Source organism: Labrys sp. E2SS-1L (assembly GCF_057073705.1).
Window position 1 is genome coordinate 1,555,615 of the sequence record NZ_CP172712.1, and the last position, 14,630, is coordinate 1,570,244.

Annotated in this window: 14 protein-coding genes; 4 read left to right on the plus strand and 10 right to left on the minus strand. The window is 63.2% G+C overall.

What is annotated here, in order from left to right; genetic code table 11:
• The first annotated feature begins 22 nt into the window (after positions 1 to 22).
• From ACIGJE_RS07085 to ACIGJE_RS07095, 3 genes are read left to right on the plus strand one after another with little or no spacing between them, the layout of a single operon-like run.
• The gene (locus ACIGJE_RS07085; protein ID WP_483679638.1) at positions 23 to 874 is read left to right on the plus strand and encodes a VOC family protein; all 852 of its coding nucleotides are present in this window, start codon (positions 23 to 25) and stop codon (positions 872 to 874) included.
• 3 nt (positions 875 to 877) lie between these two features.
• On the plus strand, positions 878 to 1,855 hold the full coding sequence (locus ACIGJE_RS07090; RefSeq protein ID WP_311943748.1) for a glutathione S-transferase family protein: 978 nt from the start codon (positions 878 to 880) through the stop codon (positions 1,853 to 1,855).
• Complete coding sequence (locus tag ACIGJE_RS07095) at positions 1,852 to 2,466, plus strand: alpha/beta hydrolase (RefSeq protein ID WP_483679640.1); 615 nt, start codon at positions 1,852 to 1,854, stop codon at positions 2,464 to 2,466. The genes ACIGJE_RS07090 and ACIGJE_RS07095 overlap by 4 nt, the downstream gene beginning before the upstream one ends.
• Positions 2,467 to 2,579: 113 nt before the next feature.
• Here the strand turns inward: ACIGJE_RS07095 and ACIGJE_RS07100 are convergent, their stop codons facing one another.
• The 9 genes from ACIGJE_RS07100 to ACIGJE_RS07140 form a co-directional block, all read right to left on the minus strand.
• The gene (locus ACIGJE_RS07100; RefSeq protein ID WP_483679642.1) at positions 2,580 to 3,833 is read right to left on the minus strand and encodes a sensor histidine kinase; all 1,254 of its coding nucleotides are present in this window, start codon (positions 3,831 to 3,833) and stop codon (positions 2,580 to 2,582) included.
• Positions 3,834 to 3,962: 129 nt separating this feature from the next.
• Complete coding sequence (locus ACIGJE_RS07105) at positions 3,963 to 4,664, minus strand: response regulator (protein WP_256390538.1); 702 nt, start codon at positions 4,662 to 4,664, stop codon at positions 3,963 to 3,965.
• Positions 4,665 to 4,932: 268 nt separating this feature from the next.
• On the minus strand, positions 4,933 to 5,517 hold the full coding sequence (locus tag ACIGJE_RS07110) for a Spy/CpxP family protein refolding chaperone (protein WP_483679643.1): 585 nt from the start codon (positions 5,515 to 5,517) through the stop codon (positions 4,933 to 4,935).
• A gap of 200 nt (positions 5,518 to 5,717) precedes the next feature.
• Positions 5,718 to 6,830 (minus strand): S-(hydroxymethyl)glutathione dehydrogenase/class III alcohol dehydrogenase, encoded by a 1,113-nt coding sequence (locus ACIGJE_RS07115; RefSeq protein ID WP_311943758.1) that lies wholly within the window; start codon positions 6,828 to 6,830, stop codon positions 5,718 to 5,720.
• 223 nt (positions 6,831 to 7,053) lie between these two features.
• Positions 7,054 to 7,596 (minus strand): ActR/PrrA/RegA family redox response regulator transcription factor, encoded by a 543-nt coding sequence (locus ACIGJE_RS07120; protein ID WP_068290777.1) that lies wholly within the window; start codon positions 7,594 to 7,596, stop codon positions 7,054 to 7,056.
• A gap of 682 nt (positions 7,597 to 8,278) precedes the next feature.
• Positions 8,279 to 9,042, minus strand: a protein-coding gene (locus ACIGJE_RS07125; RefSeq protein WP_440727486.1) for an IS5 family transposase whose coding sequence is annotated in 2 segments (ribosomal slippage) — positions 8,279 to 8,704 and positions 8,707 to 9,042 — 762 coding nt in all. Because the reading frame shifts where the segments join, the coding sequence is not laid out codon by codon here.
• Between the two features lie 68 nt (positions 9,043 to 9,110).
• Positions 9,111 to 10,409 carry an ActS/PrrB/RegB family redox-sensitive histidine kinase gene (locus tag ACIGJE_RS07130; protein ID WP_311943762.1) on the minus strand — a complete coding sequence of 433 codons (1,299 nt, stop codon included), beginning with the start codon at positions 10,407 to 10,409 and terminating at the stop codon, positions 9,111 to 9,113.
• Positions 10,410 to 10,580: 171 nt separating this feature from the next.
• Complete coding sequence (locus ACIGJE_RS07135) at positions 10,581 to 11,363, minus strand: hypothetical protein (RefSeq protein ID WP_311943765.1); 783 nt, start codon at positions 11,361 to 11,363, stop codon at positions 10,581 to 10,583.
• Complete coding sequence (locus tag ACIGJE_RS07140; protein ID WP_311943768.1) at positions 11,360 to 11,752, minus strand: peptidoglycan-binding domain-containing protein; 393 nt, start codon at positions 11,750 to 11,752, stop codon at positions 11,360 to 11,362. Before ACIGJE_RS07140 ends, ACIGJE_RS07135 begins: the two co-directional genes overlap by 4 nt.
• Positions 11,753 to 11,956: 204 nt before the next feature.
• Between ACIGJE_RS07140 and ACIGJE_RS07145 the strand changes: the two genes are divergently transcribed.
• Positions 11,957 to 12,946 carry a complex I NDUFA9 subunit family protein gene (locus tag ACIGJE_RS07145; RefSeq protein WP_483679646.1) on the plus strand — a complete coding sequence of 330 codons (990 nt, stop codon included), beginning with the start codon at positions 11,957 to 11,959 and terminating at the stop codon, positions 12,944 to 12,946.
• A gap of 70 nt (positions 12,947 to 13,016) precedes the next feature.
• Here the strand turns inward: ACIGJE_RS07145 and ACIGJE_RS07150 are convergent, their stop codons facing one another.
• Complete coding sequence (locus ACIGJE_RS07150; protein ID WP_311943774.1) at positions 13,017 to 13,817, minus strand: undecaprenyl-diphosphate phosphatase; 801 nt, start codon at positions 13,815 to 13,817, stop codon at positions 13,017 to 13,019.
• Positions 13,818 to 14,630 lie beyond the last annotated feature (813 nt).

Sequence of the window (14,630 nt, forward strand, 5' to 3'; positions counted from 1 at the left end):
CCGCCCTCGTCCGGAGGATATCATGTCAGCCAGTGACGCTCCCCTCAGCATCGGCGCGGTCGGCCTGACCGTGCACGACCTCGATGCGACAAGCCATTTCTACGAACAGGCGATCGGCCTGCAGGTGGTGTCGTCGGAGGCGGGCCTGCGCCGGCTCGGAACCGGCGAGACGGTGCTCCTGGAACTGCGGCATGATCCCAAGGCCCGGCAGCGTTCGCCCCGGGAGGCCGGCCTGTTCCACACGGCCTTCCTGCTGCCTGACAGGGCCGATCTCGGCCGCTGGCTCAAGCATGCCGTCGAGGCGCGGCTGCCGCTTCAGGGTGCTTCGGATCACCTGGTCAGCGAGGCGATCTATCTGTCCGATCCCGAAGGCAACGGCATCGAAGTCTATGCCGATCGCCCGCGTAGTGCCTGGACCGTCGACGGCGGCACGGTGACGATGTCGACCGAACGCCTGGACGTGCAGGACGTGGTCGCCGCTGCCGGCACGACGCGCTGGCAAGGCTATCCGGCAGGCGGTATCGTCGGCCATGTGCATCTCCAGGTCGGCGCCACCGAGCCGGCGGATGCCTTCTTCGGCGGTGCGCTCGGCTTCGATCTCACCGCCCGCTATCCGGGTGCCAGCTTCTATGCGACGGGCGGCTATCACCATCATCTGGCCGCCAATATCTGGAACAGCCGAGGGGCGGGCCCACGCGATTTCCCTTCGACGGGCCTGGCCGAGGTCGCGATGATCGCAGCCGATGAAGACATCCTTGCCGCCTTGCGGAACCGTGTACGGGCTGCCGGCGTTGCCACTACGGAAAAGCAAGGCGGCTTCGCCCTGCACGATCCCTGGGGAACCTCGTTCTCCATCGTCACCCACAAAGGCTGAGTCATGCTGGTCAACGGAAAATGGAGCGCCGACTGGCACCCGGTGCAGGCGACCGACAAGCAGGGCGGTTTCGTGCGCCAGGTCTCGAAGTTCCGCAATTGGGTCACGCCCGACGGCAGCGCCGGGCCGACGGGCGAGGCCGGTTTCAAGGCCGAAACCGGGCGCTATCATCTCTATGTCGCGCTGATCTGCCCCTGGGCCTCGCGCACCCTGATCGGCCGCAGGCTCAAGGGGCTCGATGACGCCATCTCCGTCAGTGTGGTCGAACCTTCAACCACCGAACAGGGCTGGCGTTTCGGCACCTACCCCGGCGCGACGCCCGACACGGTGAACGGTGCCACCTATATCCACGAGATCTATACCCGGGCCGATCCCAACTATACCGGCCGCGCCACGGTGCCGGTCTTGTGGGACAAGCAGCGCGGCACGATCGTCAACAACGAGTCCGCCGATATCCTGCGCATGCTCAATGATGGTTTCGGTGCCCTCGCCCGCAATGACATCGACCTCTACCCCGCGGATCTGCGCCCCGAGATCGATGCCCTGAACGAGGCCATCTATCCCAGCCTCAACAACGGCGTCTATCGCGCCGGCTTCGCCACCACACAGGAGGCCTATGAGGCCGCCTTCTGGGGCATTTTCGCCATGCTCGACCGGATCGAGCAGCGTCTTGCGGCCGGCGGCCCCTTCCTGTTCGGCGCCCGCCTGACCGAAGCCGATATCCGCCTGTTCGTGACGTTGGTGCGCTTCGATGCCGCCTATCACGGGCTGTTCAAATGCAATCTCAGGCGGATTGCCGACTATCCGGCGCTCTCGGCCTATCTCGCCGCGATATTGGCAGTGCCCGGGATCCGCGAGACCGTCAGCATCGATCACATCAAGCGCGGCTATTATTCGATCAAGGCGCTCAATCCCAATGGCATCGTGCCTGTCGGCCCCGACCTGCCGGGATTGACCACGGTCGAGGCCAAGGCGGCATGACGGAGAGCCTGATCATCCTCCTGCATGGTGTCGGCAGCAATGGCGGCGACCTCATGCATCTGGGTGACATCTGGCGCGAAATGTTGCCCGCCGCCACCTTGGCAGCGCCGGACGCGCCCTTCGTCTTCGAGGGCGGCCGGGGCCGGCAATGGTTCAGCGTCGCCGGTGTGAACGCGCAGAATCGCGGCGGGCGCATTGTCGCCGCCCGGGCCGCCTTCGACGCCACCGTTCAGGAGGCCATCGACAGGCACGGCTTTTCGCAGGCGCCCGAACGCGTGGCATTGGCGGGCTTTTCGCAGGGTGGGATCATGGCGCTCGACGCACTCGCTTCCGGCCGCTGGCCGCTGGCGGTCGTCGCCTTTTCCGCGAGGCTGGCGACACCGGACCCCCTGGCACCGGCGGCGGGAAGCGCCGCCTTGCTGGTCCATGGCGAGGCCGACAGGATCATTCCCGCGCGCGAAAGCGAAGCGGCGGCCGAGCGGCTCGATCGTGCAGGTGTCCGCACCGAGCTCTTCATCGAGCCCGGCCTCGATCACACCATCTCATCGGAAGGCGCCATGAAGGCGGTGGATTTCCTGGCTCGGCGCCTGGGCACCCGAGCGCATGCTTAGCGTTGGCCCGGCACGTCTGAGATGTTTGCGCAGCCCCTCACCCTTACCCTCGCCCGTTCTTACGGGGAGAGGGTAAGGGTGAGGGGCTGCGCGACGGTACATACGGTACGCATTCACGCCAGCGGCAGTTCCACCACGAAACGGCTGCCGCCGCCTTCGCGGCTTTCGCAGCGTACCGAGCCGCGGTGGCGCCCGGCAATCTGGCGCACCAGCGCCAGACCCAGGCCCCAGCCACCGGAGGTCTCGCTGCGGCCGGCAGGCCGGTAGAACGGCTCGAACAGATGGTCTCGCTCTTTCTCGGCAATGCCGGGGCCGCGGTCGCTTACCTCGATGCGGGCCTGTCCCTTGTCGCTGGCGATGGTGATCTCCACCGGCGGCCTGCCATGCTTGCCGGCATTCTCCAGGAGGTTGCGCATCAGCCGGCGCAGCAGCGTGGCGTCGCCGCGGATTTCCACGGGCTCGCCATCGGCGGCGGCGCCGGTGCGGGCGGCCTCCTCGGCCGCCAGGCCCAGGAGGTCGACCGGAACCCCTTCGAGCGGCATGGTGGTGGCATAGTCGAGCCGGCTGGCGAGCAGGATCTCCTCCACCAGCTGGTCGATCTCCTGCAGGTCCCGGTTGATCTCCTCGCGCACAGCTGCGCTGGGTTTGTCCGCGCCGATTTCCACCGCCATGCGCAGCCTTGCCAGGGGCGAACGCAATTCGTGGCTGGCATTGGCGAGCAGCGCCTTCTGGGAATTGACCAGGGCCTCGATCCGGCTGGCGGCGCCGTTGAAGCTGCGGGCCACCATGGCGACCTCGTCGGTTCCCTGTTCCGCCACCCGTCGGTTCAAGGCGCCGCTGCCCCAGCTCTCGACACCGGCGCGCAGCGTTTCGAGGCGACGGGTCAGCCGGGCCGTCGCCGGCCAGGCCGCGATACCGACGCCGCCGGCGACCAGGAGGGCCAGCAGCAGCACGCGCAAGCCCGGTTTCGGCGGCCGCGGCAATTGCGCGAGCACGGTGCGCCCGCCCGGCAGGTCGAGGCGGACGACATGGTCGAGCCAGCGCTGGGGCACATCGTCGTCTCCAGCCGGCAGGGCGATGGGAAAACCGCGCGAGGCGATCAGCACGCGCTGCTTGCTGTAGACGGAGATCGAGGCGCCCATTTCCTCGCTGAGCTTGCGGATCTCGTTAGGCAGGTCTTCCGGCGTGCGTTCCTGGAAGCGCACCAGCTCGTCGGTCAGCCGGACGCGTAACGCGCCCCAGCGTTCGCCGGCCGTATCGCCCGCCATGCGCCAGAGCGAGCCGACCAGCAGCGCCAGCACGACGAGACAGGCGAGCAGGGTGAGGTAGACCTGCCAGAACAGACGCTTGCGAAAGAATATCAGCATGGGCGCTGGCTCTTGGTCCCGATCAGGCTAGAGCGTTTTCCAAAAAAGTTGATAGACTTTTCGATTAAGAAAACGCGTCAAAACAAAAGGTTAGAGAGAAAGTGCGATTCAGCGAAATCGCACTTTGCTCTAGTCCGCATCCTGCCGCTTGGCGAAGACATAGCCGGCACCGCGCACGGTGAGAATGCGGCGCGGATGCTTGGCATCGTCCTCGATGGCGGCGCGGATGCGGGAGATGTGCACGTCGATCGAACGGTCGAAGACCTCCAGCTCCTCGCCCTTCACCAGATCCATCAGTCTTTCGCGGTTGAGCACCCGGCCTGCATTGTCGGCCAGCGCCAGGAGCAGATCGAACTGATGGCTGGTGAGCGGACGTTCCTCGCCATCGATGCGGGCGCTGCGCGAACCGCGATCAATGGTGAGACGCCCGAAGCGCAGGGTCTGGTTGTCGAGTTCGGCCGGCGCGGTGCGCCGGCGCAGCACGGCCCGCAGGCGTGCGAGCAGTTCGCGCGGGTTGAAGGGCTTGGGCAGATAGTCGTCGGCCCCGATCTCGAGCCCGACGATGCGATCGGTGTCGTCGCCCCTTGCAGTCAGCATCACCACGGGAATGTTGGAGCGCATGCGCAGGCGACGGCAGACCTCGAAGCCGTCGAAGTCCGGGAGCATGATGTCGAGTACCACGGCATCGTAGCCGTCGCGCTCGATGGCGCCGAGGCCTTCCGTGCCCGACGGCCTGTGATCGACGTCGAAACCCGCCGCCGCCAGATAATCGCCGAGCATGGCGGCCAGCCTGGTGTCGTCGTCGATGATCAGGATGCGTTCCACGCCCACTGCCTGCTCCGCACGAATGCATTTTCTGGAAAAGACGGTCGACTTTTCAATTGAGAAAATGCGTCAAAACAAAGAGTTGAAGAAAAATCCATTCGGCCGCTCCCCGGGAGGAGCGGCCGTCATTCTGTATCGATCCTAGAGCGTTTCGCGACTTGATGGAATTGCCATGTATCGCGAAGGCACACTCGCCAATCCGTTGGATTGGCCTGGCAACAGCGAGTTGGAGCAAAGCGGCGTTTGTCGCCAAGTGCGCTCTGCTCCAGGGGCCTCAATTGTCGCCGTTCTCGCCGTCCTGGCCGCCATCATCCGGCCGTTCGGGGCGGCCTTGTCCGTCAGGGTGTCCGCGATGGCCGCCCATCATCGGGCCGTGCGGGCGCCAAAGATCGGCACGATCGGCCAGCTTGGCGCGCTGCTCGGGCGTCAGCACGTCGGCGGTAGCGAGCACGGCTTCGACGAAGCGTTTCGACTTGGCGTCGGTCCGGGCCACGAAGTCGCTACGCAGTTTCTCGACCGCCGCCTTGTCGATAGTGGGCGCGCGCAGGAGATCGATGGCCTGCTTGCGGAAGGCGGCCCGGTTTTCTGGCTTGGGGGCGAGGTCGGTATAGGCGGCAGCGACGATGTCGTGCACCTTGGCCTCTTGCTCGGAGGTGGCCGCGACCGAATCCAGCGACATCCGCACGAAATTCTGGATGCGCTCGAGCCGGGGGCCGTGATGCCAGCCACCACCGCCCATTACGGCGGCAGCAGCCAATCCGCCGGCGCCGAGGGCGATGCCGGCCGCCATGGCGCCGCCGAGCACCAGCACGCGTGGCCAGCGGCGGGCGGGGACGGAAGCGTTCGGGCTTTCACTCATGTCAGTCTCCATCAAGGGCAGTGCCGCACGGCAAGGGCCGCGCCGGGCATTGCGGGATGACAAAGCCTAGCCAGGAGAGGTTTCGCGCCGTCCGGGCGTTTGTAAAGTTAGATGAAGCGGATAAGGAAAATCCGCGCCCGTGGAAACCGAGCGCGGATCGATCATTGCGTCCTGCCGAGGCCAGGCCCGGCAGCCGGTCTTCAGAAGGTGACCACCGAGCGGATCGACTTGCCTTCATGCATCAGGTCGAAGGCGGTGTTGATCTCGTCGAGCGGCATGGTGTGGGTGATCAGGCTGTCGATCTCGATCTTGCCTTCCATGTACCAGTCGACGATCTTCGGCACGTCGGTGCGGCCGCGTGCGCCGCCGAAGGCGGTGCCTTTCCAGACGCGCCCGGTGACGAGCTGGAACGGGCGGGTGGAGATTTCCTGGCCCGAGGCCGCCACGCCGATGATGATCGATTCGCCCCAGCCGCGATGGCAGCATTCCAGGGCCTGGCGCATGGTCACCGGCAGGCCGATGCATTCGAAGGAGAAATCGGCGCCGCCGCCGGTGAGATCGACGATGGCCTCAACCACCTTGTCATGGCCGACTTCCGCCGGATTGACGAAATGGGTCATGCCGAACTTCTTGGCCATCTCGACCTTGGCCGGGTTGAGATCGACGCCGATGATCTTGTCGGCACCCACCATGCGGGCGCCCTGGATCACGTTGAGGCCGATGCCGCCGAGGCCGAACACCACGACATTGGCGCCGGGCCAGACCTTGCCCGTATTGATCACCGCGCCGATGCCGGTGGTGACGCCGCAGCCGATGTAGCAGATCTTGTCGAAGGGAGCGTCCTCGCGCACCTTGGCCAGCGCGATCTCCGGCAGCACCGTGAAGTTCGAGAAGGTCGAGCAGCCCATATAGTGGAAGACCTCGCCGCCGTCACAGGCGAAGCGGCTGGTGCCGTCGGGCATCACGCCCTTGCCCTGGGTGCTGCGGATGGCGGTGCACAGGTTCGAACGTTGCGACAGGCAGGTTTTGCACTGGCGGCATTCGGGCGTGTAGAGCGGAATGACATGGTCGCCCGGCTTCAGGCTGGTGACACCGGCACCCACCTCGCGCACGATGCCCGCACCCTCATGGCCCAGAATGGCAGGGAACAGGCCTTCCGGATCGGCACCGGACAGCGTGTAGGCATCGGTATGGCACACGCCCGTGGCCATGATCTCGACCAGCACCTCGCCCGCCTTGGGGCCGCCGATCTCGATGGTCTCGACCGTCAGGGGCGCTCCCGCCTTCCATGCCACAGCCGCTCTCGTCTTCATGATTCACTCCCTCAAGCGTTTTGCGATGTGCCGGGATCGGCAAGATCCGCAAAGACGCGCCGAACCTAAGAGCCGGAACAGATGAGCATTCTTGCTTGAATGCGTCCTGCTCCGGAATTCGCCAAAGGGCTAGCCGGATGCGGCATGAAGCGCAAGCATCGCGGGAGTGCGATGTTTCCCTCGCGGCTTAGAAGTGTCTTATGGCCGGTGAAAGTACGCCAAACTATCGTGGCGCGCGCTTGGCCAGGATGCGCTGCAGGGTGCGCCGGTGCATGGCCAGGCGTCGCGCGGTCTCGGAGACGTTGCGGCCGCAGAGCTCATAGACACGCTGGATGTGCTCCCAGCGCACCCTGTCGGCGGACATCGGGTTCTCGGGCAGCTCCGGCTTGTGGCTGGGATCGGCCATCAGCGCCGCATGGATGTCGTCGGCATCGGCCGGTTTGGCGATATAGTCGAAGGCACCCAGCTTCACCGCCGTGACGGCGGTGGCAATGTTGCCGTAACCGGTGAGGATGATGCCGCGCGCATCGGGGCGCTTCACCTTCAGGCGCGAGATCACGTCGAGGCCGGAGCCGTCGGTGAGTTTCATGTCGATCACGGCGAAGGCGGGCGGCGAGCCTTCCACCTGCGCCAGTCCCTCGGCGACCGTGTCGGCCGTGGTGACGGTGTAGCCCCTGGCTTCCATGGCTCGGCCCAAACGCTGCAGGAACGCCTTGTCGTCATCGACGAGAAGGAGTGAACGATCGGGAAATTCAGGGGCAACCATAATGCGGACTCACCTATCCTTGGTTCGAGCGAAGGGGCTCCGTTTCGCGTGAAGGGAAAGCATCTCGCCAATTCAGCGCGAGACCCCCGCTCCCTCCGGACCTTATCGTCGGCAACGCATCGCAGACCGACCCGTTGCTGACGATATGGTCAAGTGATCGAAGACCCCGATCGCCTCCTTTGGCGCGACAGTTCGCCACAGTGGGGACTATAGCGGCAAAGTGAAGAAATTTCACTGGCGACAGCCAGCTATCGTTTATTCGGTTATGCGCCGATTGCAATCCCCAGAGATTATTATGGGGCGTGGCCGGGGTAACGATGCATGCGATCAGGGCCTGCGGAAAGAATTCGAGCAGCGAAGCCCGCGCGTTGCTGTCGGGCGCGACCTGCATACCAGCTGCATATCCTTGCCGCCGCACGGCACCGAGAAGACCGGCACAAGTCCTGGCAGTACTCGCTGTTCCCGCTTGGTTGATCGCGGCCTCCACCAGTTTTTTCTCGCGGCTCGACGAGCAGTTCTTGGAGGCATTGTAGCGCAAATTTTCCTTAAGTCTTTGTTTTGATGCATTTTCTTGAATGAAAGGTCTTACAAATAATCTGGAGAATGCAATCGCTTAGGGGTATCGGAGGCGATTTGTCCATGTCCGAGCGAAGCCCTGCGAGCCCTTAGGAGTTGTGGACACTTATCTGATCCATAGAACTGTAGCGGCAAGGGTTATGACGGCGAGATAATTTCTAGCGGTTTTCTCGAAACGAGTAGCGACCCGTCGGAACTGCTTGAGCTTTGAGAAGCAACACTCGATGAGGTGGCGCTGGGCGTAGAGGTGCTTGTCGACAGGGTATTTTCGAGCCCGCGACGGGTTGCTTGGGATGACAGCCACAGCATCTTTGTCTGCAATTGCCTGGCGCAGGCGATCGGCGTCGTAAGCGGCGTCGGCCATCACGACCTTGGCGGGTAAGCCGTCGATCAAGGCATAGGCCTGAGGGCAATCGCCTCTGTGGCCGGCGGTCAGGGTGAAGCGCACCGGGCAGCCAAGACCTCTGACAGCCATATGGATCTTGGTGCTCAGGCCGCCGCGAGAACGGCCAAGGGCCTGATCTTCAGACCCCCTTTTTTGGCGCCCGAAGCATGCTGATGGGCACGGATGATGGTGGAATCAACGATCAGATACTCGAAGTCCGGATCGTCCGACATCGCCGTGAAGATGCGCCACCATACACCCTTATGGCTCCAACGGCTGAAGCGACGGAAGACACTGTTCCACTCACCGAAGACCTCGGGCAGGTCACGCCAGGGCGAACCGGTGCGCACGATCCACAACACCGCTTCCACAAACATCCGGTTATCGTGACCAGACGAACCGCGCGTCCGTTCGTCACCGATAATATGCGCCGAAATACGCTCCCATTGATCGTCGCGTAGAATCAGACGGTCCAAAACACCCATCGCTGCCTCCAAAAGACAGCTTTGAATCACATACCCCCACTCTTGGGAATCCCAAGAGTCCACAACTCCTAGCGCTCGAAGACGTCGCGCGGCCATTCCAGCCTGACGACGGCGCCGCTGTCCGGCCAGGAGCGGTTCGCCAGGGCGATCGCGGCGCCGGAACGCTCGAGCAGCGTCTTGGCGATGAAGAAGCCGAGGCCGAGGCCGCCGCCCGGCTGGCCCGGCAGGCGCGGGCGACGCTGGGTGACATAGGGATCGCCGAGGCGTCCCATGATTTCGGAAGGAAAGCCGGGGCCATCGTCACCGACGATCAGGGTCACCGTCTTGGCGTCCCAGCTGGCGGTTATGCTCACCTTGGATTTGGCGAAATCGACCGCGTTCTCGACGATATTGCCGAGACCATAGAGCATGCCGGGATTGCGTGGGGCGGAGGGAGCATCCTCCTCCAGGCCTTGGAATTCGGCCGAGATGGCAATGCCGAAATCGCGATGCGGCGCGGACACTTCCTCGATCAGCAGCGGCAGGGGCAGGCGGGCGAAGGGCGTGCCGCCATCGTCGCCCAGCGAGGCGAGCTTGCCCAGAATCTCGCGGCAGCGCTCGACCTGGCTGCGCAGCAGGCGGATGTCGTCGACGAAATCGCCTTCCGGCGGGGCGGCAACCTCCAGCTCCTTGGCCACCAGCGCGATGGTGGCGAGCGGCGTACCCAGTTCATGCGCGGCGGCGGCGGCCATGCCGTCGAGCTGGGACAGATGCTGCTCGCGCGCCAGCACCAGTTCGGTGGCGGCCAGGGCATTGGAGAGCAGGCGGGCTTCCTCGGCCACCCGCCAAGCATAGACGCCGATGAAAGCCAGGCCCAGCAGCACCGAGAACCACATGCCGATGACATAGAGCATCGGCATGTCGAACTCTTTCCCCTCGAACCAGGGCAGGGGCAGGTGCCAGGCCGTGAGCAGGGAGGCACAGCCGATGGCCAGGAGCCCGAGCGCGAGGGTCATCAGGGGCGGCAGCGAGGTCGCCGAGATCATCACCGGCGCAAGGAACAGGAAGGAGAAGGGGTTCTGCAGGCCGCCGGTGAGGAAGAGCAGTGCCGCAAGCTGCACGATATCGAATCCGAGCAGGGTAGCGGCGCGGGCCGGGTCGACACGCTCGGTCGCCGGATAGCGCAGCCGCAAGGCGACATTGACCAGGATGGAGACGCCGATCAGGGGCAGGCAGGCCTGCAGAGGCACGGGGAAGCCGAGACCGTAGCGTACGCCGAGAACCGCGACCAGCTGGCCGGCGATCGCCATCCAGCGCAGCCGGATCAGGGTTTCCAGGCGCAGCGTATCCAGGCCGAGGCCGTCATGGGGCATCACAGAGGCGGTCATCTGCTCACGGGTCGCTCGACGGAATGCTCTTTGGTGGGCGGATGAAACGGCGAAGTCATCCTTCAGGGTTGCGCCGCAATGCCAGCTCCTCCCTGATTCCAGCCGATCTTCTGCGAGAGCCGGCTTCGGAGCAAGCCTCCCTTAGGGCCTGCGGGCGTCGCTGCTAAAGGTTCAAGCCTCGGGAGGTGGTTCGCCCCATGGCCGCCCGATCAAAATGAGAGGCGTGGTGAGGCGGCTGCCGAAAGAGACCAGTGCCTGTTCGAGTGCCACCATCGCTAGGCGCGCAGCCGCTCCGGCCTGTTGCATGAATTGGCTCATCCACAGGCGGATGGCGCCTATGAGACTGGTTGTTATCTTGCCGACGTTCTGTTTGATGTCTTCGAACGTCACAGGCATCTGGCGAAGCGCTTCCATGGTGCGCTGAGCCAGTGGGTGTGCCCGTGGCAGCAGCGTCGCATCCACGCCCTGCCTGAGTTGGGATTGAAGCGCTGGAGTCTTCAATTGTTCCGACGGCAACGACGATAGGGTGCGCGCCACATTGCCGCCGGGGCCGCCCTCGAAAAATTGCACGCCCTGAAAGCGCGTCCCGTTGCTCACCTTGAGTTCGGCGGCCAGCGTCTCGGTCTCGGTAATGGCAGCACGCAGCTGGCCCGTCCTGTTGAACAAGTTGTCGTCGAGAATCCTGCTAAGACGGGCCGAGACCTGCGGACTTTGAAATCCTATGATGTCCACGATCTTACGAATGCCTTGCTCGGTGTTCACCAGCATCGCGCGCGCGTCGGTCAGTTCCTTCAGGTGATTTCCCGTAGAGCCGCCGACCCAAGTCGCTCCTTGGGCTTCAACCAATGCCGCCTCGAAGGTTCCGCGCAAAAACTGGCCTCGCGCAAGCTGATTGAGCAGCGCGCTGATGCTGTCGAACAGCTTCATGAAATCGACGATCGGCACTTCCGTCATCTGGATATATCGCGGTTCTGGCGAAGTCGGTCGATCCGCACGATGTTCAGCTCGCTCGTTGGCAGAACGAGGTTCTCATATTCCAGCGGAATAACGGTTGTCGGGATGCCGAGGGAAATGAAACCAAGCGCCTCGTTGACATAGGGTGCGGCGAACTCTCTCAAGGCCCGATGTGCCCTGCCGCCTGGGTCAACGCGCCCATCGACCCATTTCGTGACATCGTGTTGGAACTTCTCGATTGCTGCGATTGTCTCGGGACCGACGATCCCATCTTCGCGGATCTCTCTCAGCTCCTTGCTCGCGCGCCAGACATTGAGCAGCAGCTGCACGCAAAAGACGTCACATTTCGCGTTGGTTCCGCCGCTTCCAACCGACTGCGCGATATCCATTGGGCGTCTCCATGGATAAAGTATGCGAGAAATTGTGAGATGCGGCGGATTAAAAGTAAAGCGGATGCTTCCGGCCCACTCTGCGTTGCCCGATGTTTCGTCTGCGTGGCGGGAGGCAACCCAGGGGGCGCTTATTGCTCTATACAGTCCCGGCCTGCCGCGCTAAGGAAAACCCAATCGTCCATTCTCGAAGGTTTCTAGCAAATGGCGCCAGTCAGCGATCGCTTGGTCACGGTTTTCGGTGGATCGGGATTTGTGGGCCGCAATCTCGTGCGCTCGCTCGCCAAGCGCGGCTTTCGCGTGCGCGTGGCCGTGCGCCGCCCGGATCTCGCCCAATATCTGATGACCGCGGGCGCCGTCGGCCAGATCCACGGCGTGCAGGCGAACCTGCGTTATCCGGCGTCGGTTGCCGCCGCCGTCGAGGGTGCCGAAGCGGTGGTCAATCTGGTCGGCGTCATGCATGAGCACGGCGCCAACAGTTTCGACGCGGTGCAGGCTTTCGGCCCCGGCGCGATCGCCCGCGCTGCCAAGGCCGCCGGCGTGCAGCGCTTCGTGCATGTCTCGGCCCTCGGCCTGCATGCGCGCTCCGATTCGCTCTATGCCAAGAGCAAGCTCAAGGGCGAGGAAGCGGCCCGTACCGCTTTCGAGGACACCATCATCCTCAGGCCTTCGGTGATGTTCGGGCCGGATGATGATTTCTTCAACAAGTTCGCCGGTCTGGCGCGGATGTCGCCGGTGCTGCCCTTGATCGGCGGTGGCGAGACCAAGTTCCAGCCGGTTTTCGTCGGCGATGTCGCCGAAGTGCTGGCCCGCGGCGCCGAGGGGGCCCTGAAGCCGGGCGCGACCTACGAACTCGGCGGCCAGGAAGTGCTGACCCTGCGCCAGATCTTCGAATATGTGCTCAAGACCACCAACCGCAAGCGCCTGCTGGTGCCGATGCCTTTCGCCATCGCCAATGTGCAGGCGACCGTGTTCGAGCTGCTGGGGACCTTGTCGCTCGGCCTGTTCACGCCACCCTTGACGCGCGATCAGGTCACGCTGCTGCGCCACGACAATGTCGTGACGGAGGACGCCAGCAAGGCCGGCCTGACGCTGGAAGGGCTGGGCATCCAGCCGGCGACGGTGGAAGCGATCGCGCCGAGCTATCTGTGGCGCTTTCGCAAGGCTGGCCAGTTCGAGAACAAGGTGGCCTGACGACCGGAAACGGCAGTCGGAACGGAAAAGGGCCGGTCCATGGACCGGCCCTTTGCGTTGGAACTCGTCTTCAGCCCATCGTGTAGTAGGCTGCGAGGCCGAGGACGCCGACCACGATGCGCCACCATCCGAACAGGGCGAGACCGCGCTTGGATACGAAATCCAGCAAAGTCTTCACCACGAACCAGCCCGAGATGAAGGCCGTGACGAAGCCGATGGCGGTCAGGCCGAGATTGTCGGTCGTCATCGTCTTGTAGGATTTGGCGAATTCATAGACGAAGGCGCCGACCATGGTCGGCATCGCCAGGAAGAAGGAGAATTCCGCCGCCGAGCGCTTGTCGAGGCCGAGCAGCATGCCGCCGACGATGGTGGAGCCCGAGCGCGAAACACCGGGGATCATCGACAGGCACTGGAACAGGCCGATCTTCAGATAGACCGGCAGGGGCAGCACATAGCAATTGGAGAAGCGCTTCTCGATCTTGAACTGTTCGATGGCAAGCAGGACCAGGCCGCCGGCGATCAGGGCGTAGCAGACCACCGGCACATTGAAGAGATATTGCTTCATCTTGTGCTCGAGCAGCACGCCGAGGACGACGGCCGGCAGGAAGGCAACCAGCACGCCGAGGACGAAATGCTGGGCCTCCCGGTCCTTGGGCAGGGCGGTGGCGATGCGCCACAGCCTCTCGGCATAGACGGCGAGCAAGGCCAGGATCGCGCCGAGCTGGATGAGGATCACGAAAGAATCGTCGCCCTCGAATTTCAGGTAACGCGCCGCAAGCAGGAGATGGCCGGTCGAGGAGACCGGAATGAATTCGGTCAGGCCTTCGACCACGCCTAGGATGATCGCTTCCAGAATATTGGCCAGGGTCATGGGATGCCTTCGCGAGAATCGGGCGCCGATGCGGCCACAGGTCGCCCGTGCGGATGATGGGAGCGGCCTGCGCCTCGCTGGTGCGAGGCGGAAGCCGGAATCGCGGTGATTCTAGGCGCGAGTTATAACCAAACAGTAACCATGACGCAGCGGTGCGGGCATCCCTGCGACGAGAAGCGGGCGGTTCGCGATGCGGTCGTGGCCTTCGCAGCGTCTAAGTCAGGGGGATGCCGTTATTCTCATGCGTCCCAACCTCGCCAAGGCTCTCGCGGCAGGCATTTCGAGAGAATGACGTCGACATGCCGTTTGGGAATGAATTAGGAAGAGTGAGAGGATGCTGCAAAGTAATAGATTAGGTCGGATATATTCCTATGTTTGGATATGATTTTGTCCAAGTAAATTTTATTTAGACATTATTTTGTCTTGGTAGGGGCGGGGCGCTCTGGAAGAAAGATTTCCCGTTCCGGAGCTCGTTTTCGGCTTACGTCAAATTTAGTACTTAAGTAGTATATTTACCACTTAGTTAGGTGTAGGTGGCAATGAAAATTCATTAGGTATTGTAATCGATATCGTAGGGTAAAATTTTCTTTTAAATTTTCACCGACATGATAGGAACTGTGGAGCTGCAATGATGTTGTTGCAGTGGGAGTGAACGCCCGGCCGATCCGGGCCGTCTTCTTACTTGTCCTCAGTTGTTACACCACAAGCCCATGCAAAAAGAGGCGGTGATTGACCGAGTTGTCTTGGAGAAGCGCAGGGTCTCTATCGGAGTGCGCCAAGATTCATACGACCGACCATTTCGGTTTGCAGAAC

What these genes read in the sequence shown, in the direction of transcription:
- ACIGJE_RS07130 (WP_311943762.1), bottom strand. Translation starts at nt 10,409, where the DNA reads ATGACCGCCTCTGTGATGCCCCATGACGGCCTCGGCCTGGATACGCTG.
- ACIGJE_RS07085 (WP_483679638.1), top strand. Translation starts at nt 23, where the DNA reads ATGTCAGCCAGTGACGCTCCCCTCAGCATCGGCGCGGTCGGCCTGACC.
- ACIGJE_RS07150 (WP_311943774.1), bottom strand. Translation starts at nt 13,817, where the DNA reads ATGACCCTGGCCAATATTCTGGAAGCGATCATCCTAGGCGTGGTCGAA.
- ACIGJE_RS07120 (WP_068290777.1), bottom strand. Translation starts at nt 7,596, where the DNA reads ATGGTTGCCCCTGAATTTCCCGATCGTTCACTCCTTCTCGTCGATGAC.
- ACIGJE_RS07110 (WP_483679643.1), bottom strand. Translation starts at nt 5,517, where the DNA reads ATGAGTGAAAGCCCGAACGCTTCCGTCCCCGCCCGCCGCTGGCCACGC.
- ACIGJE_RS07135 (WP_311943765.1), bottom strand. Translation starts at nt 11,363, where the DNA reads ATGACGGAAGTGCCGATCGTCGATTTCATGAAGCTGTTCGACAGCATC.
- ACIGJE_RS07140 (WP_311943768.1), bottom strand. Translation starts at nt 11,752, where the DNA reads ATGGATATCGCGCAGTCGGTTGGAAGCGGCGGAACCAACGCGAAATGT.
- ACIGJE_RS07145 (WP_483679646.1), top strand. Translation starts at nt 11,957, where the DNA reads ATGGCGCCAGTCAGCGATCGCTTGGTCACGGTTTTCGGTGGATCGGGA.
- ACIGJE_RS07095 (WP_483679640.1), top strand. Translation starts at nt 1,852, where the DNA reads ATGACGGAGAGCCTGATCATCCTCCTGCATGGTGTCGGCAGCAATGGC.
- ACIGJE_RS07115 (WP_311943758.1), bottom strand. Translation starts at nt 6,830, where the DNA reads ATGAAGACGAGAGCGGCTGTGGCATGGAAGGCGGGAGCGCCCCTGACG.
- ACIGJE_RS07100 (WP_483679642.1), bottom strand. Translation starts at nt 3,833, where the DNA reads ATGCTGATATTCTTTCGCAAGCGTCTGTTCTGGCAGGTCTACCTCACC.
- ACIGJE_RS07090 (WP_311943748.1), top strand. Translation starts at nt 878, where the DNA reads ATGCTGGTCAACGGAAAATGGAGCGCCGACTGGCACCCGGTGCAGGCG.